This window comes from Ferruginibacter sp., assembly GCF_031391665.1.
Classification (GTDB): domain Bacteria; phylum Bacteroidota; class Bacteroidia; order Chitinophagales; family Chitinophagaceae; genus Ferruginibacter.
The window spans coordinates 1-10,171 of the sequence record NZ_JANMUN010000173.1 but is presented as its reverse complement, the minus strand read 5'-3'; the positions used below and the strand labels follow the sequence as shown (position 1 = coordinate 10,171).

Annotated in this window: 6 protein-coding genes; 1 reads left to right on the top strand and 5 read right to left on the bottom strand. The window is 37.0% G+C overall.

Annotation, left to right across the window (positions count from 1 at the left end; all coding sequences use genetic code 11):
* Positions 1 to 101 precede the first annotated feature (101 nt).
* The 3 genes from ACY651_RS13125 to queA form a co-directional block, all read right to left on the bottom strand.
* A complete protein-coding gene (locus ACY651_RS13125) occupies positions 102 to 533 on the bottom strand; it encodes a hypothetical protein (protein ID WP_462253450.1) in 432 nt (143 codons plus the stop codon).
* Between the two features lie 229 nt (positions 534 to 762).
* The gene (locus ACY651_RS13120) at positions 763 to 1,452 is read right to left on the bottom strand and encodes a hypothetical protein (RefSeq protein ID WP_462253448.1); all 690 of its coding nucleotides are present in this window, start codon (positions 1,450 to 1,452) and stop codon (positions 763 to 765) included.
* Positions 1,453 to 1,818: 366 nt separating this feature from the next.
* Positions 1,819 to 2,868, bottom strand: a complete 1,050-nt coding sequence (gene queA, locus ACY651_RS13115; RefSeq protein ID WP_462253446.1) for a tRNA preQ1(34) S-adenosylmethionine ribosyltransferase-isomerase QueA — start codon at positions 2,866 to 2,868, stop codon at positions 1,819 to 1,821.
* 573 nt (positions 2,869 to 3,441) lie between these two features.
* Between queA and ACY651_RS13110 the strand changes: the two genes are divergently transcribed.
* Positions 3,442 to 7,293 (top strand): TraB/GumN family protein, encoded by a 3,852-nt coding sequence (locus ACY651_RS13110; protein ID WP_462253444.1) that lies wholly within the window; start codon positions 3,442 to 3,444, stop codon positions 7,291 to 7,293.
* Here the strand turns inward: ACY651_RS13110 and ACY651_RS13105 are convergent.
* Together ACY651_RS13105 and ACY651_RS13100 are read right to left on the bottom strand one after the other, a co-directional pair.
* On the bottom strand, positions 7,287 to 9,002 hold the full coding sequence (locus ACY651_RS13105; protein ID WP_462253442.1) for an ABC transporter ATP-binding protein: 1,716 nt from the start codon (positions 9,000 to 9,002) through the stop codon (positions 7,287 to 7,289). The two genes, ACY651_RS13110 and ACY651_RS13105, sit on opposite strands and share 7 nt — an antisense overlap.
* A gap of 83 nt (positions 9,003 to 9,085) precedes the next feature.
* Positions 9,086 to 9,856, bottom strand: a complete 771-nt coding sequence (locus ACY651_RS13100) for an AMP nucleosidase (RefSeq protein ID WP_462253440.1) — start codon at positions 9,854 to 9,856, stop codon at positions 9,086 to 9,088.
* Positions 9,857 to 10,171: the final 315 nt, after the last annotated feature.

The window sequence follows — 10,171 nt, the reverse complement described above, 5'->3', positions numbered from 1 at the left end:
GTCCAGCCCAGATGAAGCACAACAGCGATAAAATGACCATTGCTCCAATGTCCAGCCAGCCTTGCAGCAAACCCAATGTTGGGCGTTCGTGCATTATATTGTCAAGGATTTTTTTTAGCAATATTTAATTCAAACCATTTTCGGTCTAATACAATTTTTGATATTTTTTCTTTTTTGTATAATTCAAAATTGAATTTCCTTTCTTTCGAATATCTAGGCTGATACCGCAATGAAGAAGCAAATACTTTCAAATATAAGCCATTCGCATATTTGAGATATAGACAATTTAATTTGAAAGGAGGTTCATCAGAAAACCAGTAAGTGTCATATTCAGCAATCGTTTCATTGCTTAATAAATCGTTGACTCTTTTACCAATAAAATTATTGAGATCAAATTTCAGTAGTTTGTTTCTAATTGTGGTGTCTCTATCTAAAATAAAGTCTTTGTACTTTATAGAAATGCTGTCCTTTGTCTGCCCAATAGAGTTTAAGGTAAAAAACGTTAAAAAAGATATTAATAGTCTTATTGTCATTTCGGAAGTTTCTTTTGCATGACGCCCAACGTTCGAGGCTTTGTGCAGTTGGGGAATTAACCAACTGTCTGCCCAGAACTGAGGCTAAATTTATAACTAAAAGCTGAAGTTTAGAACTACTATCCGGCAGTATTACGTCCGCCGAAACCAAAGCCTGGATATGCACTGCCGATGATTGCTTCAACGTCCCGCCCCAATTGCACAAAACCTTTTGTTGGTGGCTGGCGTTTTACTCGGTGGAGCTGCCCCAATTTTCAAATTGTGTCCCTTTGAGAAAATAGCTGTAAGAGAAGATAAGGTCGTTGATTTCCTTTTTCTTAATGAGGTAAGTCTTAGTGTCAATGTCGTTATTCTCTCTCAACTTTGTTAATTGTGCTAACTCCTGATATTTTAGATGCCTCTTTTTCACGTTTTCGTAATGCTCTAATTCTTTTTCTCTTTGCTCTAAAATATCTTCTCTGTTTCGGATTGAATTTTCTTGATTAGTTGTCCTGTCATGACAATAGCCATTGCGTTTGCTGTAAGAAATTGTCTGCTCAAATTCAAAGAATGGGTCTTGCCTAATAAATTGCTCAAAGCCGTCACAAGTAAATTGAAAGTCTCCTTGTTGAGTTATAATTGTCCATTGATTTTCATTTTCTGTGGTCGGTCTATCAATGCCTTCAATTTCAAATGCGTCTTTAAATCCTGTAGTGAAATCAAATGTCAGATTTTTTATTTTTTTGAAAACTAATGTTGCTGGTGCAACCCAAAATGTAAAGGGAAGTCCTTCAAGGTCTGGCTTATTCCATTGCAAAATGTAGTCAATGTCTAATTCCAAATCCTCTGTCAAACGAACTTTATAGATTTGGCTGTCGTGCCAACCCATATTCTCAAAGTCTTTGTCTGTCCATATTCTTTTTTCTAATTCGTATGTCATGGTTGAAGTTGTACGGTGTTGCAATACGCTTGCCACCAACTCAAATATATACGAAAGTTGCATCCTTTCAAAACTTCTTGGTCAGTTAAATTTTTGTTTTCAAACTCGTATATAAAAAACAATATTAAATACGAAACTCTGAACTTTCAGATTGTAAATTACTTCAGTAACTACAATTGAAAAAACGAAAGTTTATTAAAATATTTTTCTTGTTTTTTGCATTCACAGGTACGCTTCAATAAAAGTTTCCCAATGGTATGCCGTACAAGAGTGCGACGCAACGATGATGCCATGAAAATATAAAGCTGGTTCCAAAAAAAACTCCTCAAAATTTTTGAGGAGTTTTTATAATTCATATAGCAGTAATTATTTTATCAGCATGGCATCGCCATAACTGAAAAAGCGGTATTTATCTTTAATAGCTTTTTTATACGCTTCCATCATTAAATCGTAACCGGCAAATGCACAGGCCATAATTAAAAGGCTTGTTTTGGGTAAATGAAAATTGGTTACCAGTGCATCGGCAATATTAAAATTGTAAGGCGGGTGAATAAAATGATTCGTCCAGCCTTCGGATGGTTTTAATAATTTTTGTGCCGTAAAAGAACTTTCCATGCTACGCATGGTAGTGGTACCGATAGAACAAATGCGGTGGCCTTTTTCTTTTGCTTTGTTTACAATGTCGCAGGCCGTTTCTTCTACCCTGTAATATTCAGCATCCATTTTATGTTTGCTCAAATCTTCTACCTCAATTGGGCGAAAAGTGCCCAGGCCTGTGTGCAAAGTAGTTTCTGCAAAACGGATACCTTTTATTTCTAAACGCTTAATTAATTCTTTACTAAAATGTAACCCTGCAGTGGGTGCTGCCACAGCGCCTTCGTGTTTGGCATATACCGTTTGGTAGCGCTCTTTATCTTCTTCATCGGGCTTGCGCTTAATATATTTTGGCAAAGGGGTTTCGCCTAAAATTTCCAGCATACCACGAAATTCCTCATCGGTGCCATCCCATAAAAAACGGATGGTACGGCCACGGCTGGTGGTGTTATCAATAACTTCGGCAACCAGTTCATCACTTTCGCCAAAATATAATTTGTTACCCACACGAATTTTACGGGCAGGGTCAACAATTACATCCCACAATTTATTGGGCTTGTTTAATTCTCTTAATAAAAACACTTCAATTTTTGCACCTGTTTTTTCTTTGCGGCCATACATACGGGCAGGAAAAACCTTGGTGTTGTTTACTACAAAAACATCTTTGTCGTCGAAGTAATCAATAATTTCTTTAAAATGTTTGTTTTCGATAGTACCGGTTTTACGGTCAATCACCATCATACGGCTGTCTTCACGTTTTTTGGTAGGGTTTTGGGCAATTAAATTTAGTGGAAGATCGAAACGGAACTGGGATAATTTCATGTAATCAATATTTTTAAATGGTTACATGCCGTGTAATGAAACTTTAAGGAGCGTAGCCTTTGCGGAGGCACTTATCATGTTACGGCATGATTTTGAAGGCGCAAAGATAAGGAAATGTAGTTGAAGTTTTGAAGCAATTTTAAGTATTGTGTACAATTGGTTAAAACAAATTGGGATGGGTGCCGATTGGTACATTTTATTTATTTACAAATGCCATCAGTTCTTTTGAATTTTATGTTTAGCGTTTTATTCCAAATGATCGCAATATTTTTTTCAACGCGGAGCAAATGAGATGGCAGAGGTTACGCTGAGTAAGGCTGTGATAATTCCTTTTCTCATTTTTTCTGCGTTAAAATTTGCTGCCTGGCCTGATGCTTTAGCGGCAATTTGAATTTGCACCCTTTACCGGTTATTTAATTTTGCAGAGAAGGGTTTAAATACTTGCATTAAATTATAAAAGACAAATCCTAACCCAATATGTTACAATTACCCCAAAAAGCCACATTTCATTATGGAATCAAACAGCTTATTTAATCTTTGTGTTATCTTTAGCTAAAATAACGGCAACTATAAATGAAACTAATAACTACCCTGTTACTGTTGGTATTTTCTGTACTTTCTGCAAACAGCCAGCAAACAAAAAAATCCGAAAAAAAATACCAGGGGCTTTTATGGGAGATAAGCGGCAACGGATTAACCCGGCCCAGCTATCTTTTTGGTACCATGCATGTAAGCAATAAACTGGCTTTTCATTTGGCCGATTCTTTTTACAACGCCATAAAAAATGTAGATGTGGTGGCGCTGGAAAGTAACCCCGCCAACTGGCAGGATGATTACAGTAAACCCAATATTTTTGATAAGAGTGCTTACGGCGAAGGTGGTGCTAATGCGTATAAATTTTTAGATATTCCCAACGATTACATTCATAAAAATACTTTTGCGGTTGATAAATACGAAAACAATATAAAACTTGCACTGGCTACCGAACCTGCAATGATCAATGGTATGCTGTACCGCACTTATAAAAACGGTGCCGACTTTGAAGAAGATACTTACCTGGACATGTACATTTTTCAAACCGGCAGCAAGCTGGGTAAAAAATTAACGGGGGTTGAAAATTTTGAAGAGAGCGAAAAGTTAGTAGCCGAAGCGTATAAAGATGCTGCAAAAGAAAAACGCACAAAAAATTATGATGCTGATTACAATTATGATGATTATATTAAAAGCCCTTACACATTAGAAGATGCTTACCGCAAAGGCGATTTGGATATGCTGGACAGTTTAGAAATGAAACAGTTTAACAGCAAAGCTTTTTTAGAAAAATTTTTATACAAGCGAAACGAAATTCAGGCTAACTCTATAGACTCGATTATAAAAAGTAAAACCAGTTTATTTGTTGGTGTGGGCAGTGCACATTTACCCGGCAAGCGTGGCGTAATAGAAATGCTGCGAAGCAAAGGCTATAAATTACGTGCAGTAAAAATGGGAGAGAGGGATGGCCAGCAAAAAGATGTGATTGATAAAATTCGTGTACCCGTAAGCTTTAAAAATGTACAAAGTGACGATGCCGTTTTTTCTGTGGAGATACCCGGCAATAAATTTTACACCTTCAGCAGGTTTGGCGATTTAAACACAAAGCAATATGCCGATATGGGCAACGGCGCTTATTATGTGGTAAGCCGTGTAAAAACAAATGGATTGCTTTTAGGCGATAACGAAAATACGGTGTATAAAAAAGTGGACAGTTTATTGTATGAAAATATACCTGGAAAAATTTTAAAAAGATCAACCATTACAAAAAACGGGTACAAAGGTTTTGATATTACCAACAGAACAAGGCGGGGCGATGTTCAGCGCCACAATATTTTTGTTACGCCTTTTGAAATTTTATTTTTTAAAGTAAGTGGCATTGGGGATTATGTAACCGAAGGTGGTGAAGCAAACCGTTTTTTTACATCCATAAATATTACACCAGCTGGCGAAACTAACTGGGTAAACTTTAAACCTGCAACCGGCGGCTTTGAAATTAAATTACCGCATGCACCTTTACTGCAAAAAGATGAAGGCCGCGACAGACTGGAATATACTGCTGCCGATAATAAAGAAAAAACTTCGTACACTTTAATGAAAGCCAACATCCACAATTATGGTTTTATTGAAGAAGATACTTTCGATTTGAATTTGATGGAGGAAAGTTTTGCATCATCAGACATTATTGAAAAACAAATTTTCCGCCAGCAGGGTAAATGGCAGGGCTACCCCACATTGTATTGCAAATACAAACATAAAGATGGCACACAAACTTCGGTAAGGTATTTATTGCAGGGGCCAAATTATTTTGCACAAATAGCCCACTACACTACCGAAACAAAAAATGTGCTGCAGTATTTCGATTCTTTTAAAATTATACCATTTATTTATCCCGAAGTAAAACTTAGGGTAGATACCGCAATGCATTTTACGGTGCAGTCGCCCATTTTTCCGGATGCCAAAAAGCAAAACGATTTAATGGAATCGATTAAAAATATGATGGGTACTTATGGGGTTGATGATGAGGAGACCATGCCGGAGTTTGGTATTAAAACAATTGGTACCGATACCATTGGCGAAAAAATATTTGTGGCCTGGGCAAAAGCACCTAAAAATACTTTTGAAAAAGACTCTGCAAAATTATTTACCAACAGCGACTATAATTTTGCAGGACAGGGCAATAAGAATAAAAGCTATTTGTATTTAAAAAAAGACAGTGGCATTAGTGCCGGCGGAATGCGGTATTTATTTCAGCAGGTAACAGATACCAACAGCAGCCGCACCATTATTTCAAAAGCATTTTATAAATCTGGGAATTATTTTGCAGTGGTTGCTTTAACGGATACCATTACACCAGGAAGCAGTTTTCTGTATAATTTTATTGAAACTTTTGCACCATCCGATACAGTAAAGGGAGAATCGCCTTTTGTAAAACGCAATGCCGAATTTTTTAAAGATTTCTCCAGTAAAGACAGCGCCACTCATGCCAAAGCCATGAAGCGGTTTAAAAATATAGAATTTGATTCGGCCGACGTACCTTCTCTTAAAAAAATAATTGATACACTCAGCTGGAAAACTAAAGATTACCTGCAGCTAAAACAAGATTTTATTGGCAGGCTGGAAGAAACAAAAGACAGCACACTGGTAACGTATTTAAAACAATTATACGTTGCCTCAGGCGATACTGCCGATTTGCAAAACACAGTGCTGAATACTTTGCTGGGTATGCAAACAAAAAAATCTTTTATTGCCTTTAAAGACTTAATAATTAATGAACCGCCGGTAGTAACATCTCGTAACAGTTCCGCTAATTACGACTATGGTGATGTGATTAGTAAAATGGGTAACCTTACTAAACTATTAGCCAAAACAAAAAACAGTTATGATGATTTTGGCGGAAGCTGGTATCCGCTTTACGATACCCTTTCGCTTGCTAAAGTTATTTTTCCTGAAATATTGCAGTTAATAAATTTAGATGATTACAAAGGCAATGTGATGGAATTGCTTACCGCAATGGTGGACAGTGGTTATGTGGAAGCAAAAGATTACGAACAGTATTTTACAAAATTTTATACCGAAGCAAAACAGGAATTAAAGAAAGAAAGAGCCAGTGAAAGCCAGAAAGCAATTGCCAAAGCAGAAAAAGCCAATAAAGCTGATGACGATGATGAAACATCATATAACCGTAACAGCGATGGCGACAGTGGCAACGAATTATTGCAAAGCTATGCTGTGCTCTTAATGCCTTACTGGGATAAAAACCCCGGCGTGGTAACTTTTTTTGATGATGTAATGAAATTAAAAAACAAACAGATAAGGTTTACAACCATGCTGCTGTTGTTGCGAAATAAAAAAAGTATCCCTGATACTTTATTGAATTTTTATGCAGCAAATGATGAATACAGGATTGATTTGTACCGCCAATTGAAAAAAGCAAAACTGCTGGATAAATTTCCTGCCAAATACAACAACCAGTTAGATTTGGTAAAAAGTGTTTTGGTAAACAGATCCTCTTATCAAAAATATGATACCCTTGCCTTGCTGGATAAAATGCCCGTATCTTTTAAAAATATAAAAGGTGTAGTGTATTTTTTTAAATACAAAAATAAAAAAGAAGAAAAAAAGTGGAAGATAATTTCTTACGGCCTGCAGCCGGAAAACGCTAAAGAATTTGATGATGATAACGATGATTTTACTTCGGTAAGTGCTTACAGTTACGGCAGGGGCGATGATAATAAATTAGATGAAGACAAACCGGTGAAAGAGCAGTTGCAGAAATTATTAAAAACAATGTTGTACAAAATGCACAGCAGTGCATCAGAATTTTATAATGCCGGTTACGACAGTGATTACAGCGATATTATAACTGAAAGAATTAAAACTAACCGTTATTGATCAGTAAGCAGTTGCCGCCCCGGTATAGCCTCAATTAATTTTTGTGTGTATTCGTTTTGCGGATGATGATAAATTTGTTCGGCATCACCCTGCTCTACAATTTTTCCTTTGTGCATTACTAAAATCCTGTCGCTTACATATCTTACTACAGAAAGATCATGCGATATAAAAATGGAGGTAAAACCAAATTCTTTTTTTAGGCCATTTAAAAGATTAAGCACCTGTGCCTGTACACTTACATCTAAGGCCGAAACACTTTCATCAAAAATTAAAAAAGAAGGATTTAATGCCAAAGCCCTGGCAATACAAATGCGCTGGCGCTGGCCGCCGCTAAACTGGTGAGGGTAGCGGTTAAAATGGTCGGGCAATAAACTTACTTTTTCCAAAAGCTCCATTACTTTTTCTTTTCGCTGAATGGTATTATCTAAAACACCGTGTACTTTTAATGGCTCCAGTATGGCGTTGCCAATAGTAATACGTGGATTTAAAGAACCATAAGGGTCCTGAAAAACAATTTGCAGATCTTTACGCATGCTGCGGAGAGCAGCTGATTTTATTTGCGTAATATCTTTTCCTTCTAAATAAATTTTACCCTCAGTTGGTTGTATTAAATGTAAAATGGTTCGGCCCAAAGTTGTTTTGCCGCAACCGCTTTCGCCAACAAGGCCCACAGTTTCTCCCTGCAATACTTCAAAACTTACATTATCAACTGCTTTAAAAAATTGTGTGGCTTTACCAAATATTTTTTTCTTAACAGGAAAATAAACTTTTAAATTTTCAACCTGTAAAACGGTTGATTGTTGTTCGTTGATAGTTGACGGTTGTCTACATTCTGTTGTCTGTTGTCCGTCATCTGTCGTCTGCCGATCCCCGATAAAATCACTCACCACCGGTAATCGTTCTCCTTTTAATTTGCCAGAAGGCCTGCAGGCTAAAAGTGCTTTGGTATAAGGGTGCTGCGGCGATTGTAACACTTCTTTTGTCGTACCCTGCTCCACCATTTCTCCTTTGTACATCACCACAATTTTATCAGCAATATCGGCTACTACACCTAAATCATGCGTAATTAAAATGACCCCCATATTATTTTGCTGCTGTAATTCTTTAATCAGCTCCAGTATGGTTTTTTGTACAGTTACATCCAGTGCAGTAGTAGGTTCATCTGCAATTAATAAAGAGGGGTTGCAACTTATCGCCATTGCAATCATTACCCTTTGCTTTTGCCCGCCGCTTAGTTCGTGAGGATAACGGTTAATGATGGCCGCAGGGTCGGGCAGCTTTACTTTTTTAAAAAGCGCAATAGTTTTTTGTTGGGCAATTTTTCTGCTTACCTTTTCATGCAGTTGTATCACTTCCATTACTTGCCTGCCGCAGGTAAAAACCGGGTTTAACGATGTCATCGGTTCCTGAAAGATCATGGCAACATCTTTTCCTCTTATTTCATTTATGCCGGCGTCGGTTAATTTTATAAGTTCAGCAGGTTGCTTTTCTCTTCTGTAAAATAAAGTTTTACCGGTAACAGTTGCCTGTGCAGGTAATAACTGCAATAGTGATAATGCTGTTACAGATTTCCCTGATCCGCTTTCGCCAACAATGGCTACCAGTTCTCCTTTTTTTATATCAATGGAAATATTTTTTACAGCAATAGTTTTTTCTCCTTCATTGCTGAATTGTATGGAAAGGTTTTGTATGGAGAGGAGAGATGGCAATGGGGTGAGTAGTGAGTGGTGAAACGTGAGTGTTGAGTCATCAAATCGAGGGTTCACTCACGCCTGACGACTCACCATTCCGTCTAAAATTTCAAATGCCTTACTGTTAATCCGTCATTAATTAATTGTTTTAAAGAATCTATGCCAATTTTTAAATGCCGTTCAACAAAACCTGCAGTAACATTTTTATCGCTGGCTTCTGTTTTTACACCTTCGGGTACCATTGGCTGATCGCTTACTAATAACAATGCACCTGTTGGAATTTTATTAAAAAACCCTACAGAAAAAATAGTAGCCGTTTCCATATCAATGGCATAAGCCCTTACTTTTTCTAAATACATTTTAAATTCTTCATCATGCTCCCATACACGGCGGTTAGTGGTGTACACCGTACCCGTCCAGTAATCCGTTTCGTAATCTCTAATGGTGGTGGAAATTGCTTTTTGCAAACTAAACGAAGGCAGTGCAGGTACAATTGGTGGAAAATAATCATTACTCGTTCCTTCGCCTCTCATGGCGGCAATAGGTAAAATTAAATCGCCTATACTGTGCCGTTTTTTAAGGCCGCCGCATTTGCCTAAAAACAAAACTGCTTTAGGGTGAATGGCACTCAGTAAATCCATTACCGTTGCTGCACCCGGGCTGCCCATTCCAAAATTTATGATGGTAATATTATTAGCTGTGGCACATTGCATCGGCCTGTCCAGCCCAATTACTTTTACATTATTCCACTCCGCAAACATGGAAACATAATTACTGAAGTTGGTTAATAAAATATATTCACCAAAATTTTCTAATGCCTCACCGGTATATCTCGGCAGCCAGTTGTTTACAATTTCTTCTTTTGTCTTCATTATTTTTTTATTTTTTTAGGACAAGCATTTTTTCTTTGGTCATCATTGTAGAGTTTATGCTGAGGAACGAAGCATCACTCACTTGTGCAGCATACCTTTATTGAGCTTTGCTCATATTGCACCTTAAAATCAATTTCTTTTATACACTAATGAACTTTAAAAAATTTTTGCCTGTTGAAAATTATACTTTAAAAACAAAGTTATCTGTTGAAGAAGTTCGTAATCGTATTGCAAATAAAATTGAGCCCAAGAAAAATTTCAGACTCAAATTATTTAGTAATAGTGCTTCTAAACCATACGAAGGTTACGTGGCTG

What these genes read in the sequence shown, in the direction of transcription:
- ACY651_RS13125 (WP_462253450.1), bottom strand. Translation starts at nt 533, where the DNA reads ATGACAATAAGACTATTAATATCTTTTTTAACGTTTTTTACCTTAAAC.
- ACY651_RS13120 (WP_462253448.1), bottom strand. Translation starts at nt 1,452, where the DNA reads ATGACATACGAATTAGAAAAAAGAATATGGACAGACAAAGACTTTGAG.
- queA (WP_462253446.1), bottom strand. Translation starts at nt 2,868, where the DNA reads ATGAAATTATCCCAGTTCCGTTTCGATCTTCCACTAAATTTAATTGCC.
- ACY651_RS13110 (WP_462253444.1), top strand. Translation starts at nt 3,442, where the DNA reads ATGAAACTAATAACTACCCTGTTACTGTTGGTATTTTCTGTACTTTCT.
- ACY651_RS13100 (WP_462253440.1), bottom strand. Translation starts at nt 9,856, where the DNA reads ATGAAGACAAAAGAAGAAATTGTAAACAACTGGCTGCCGAGATATACC.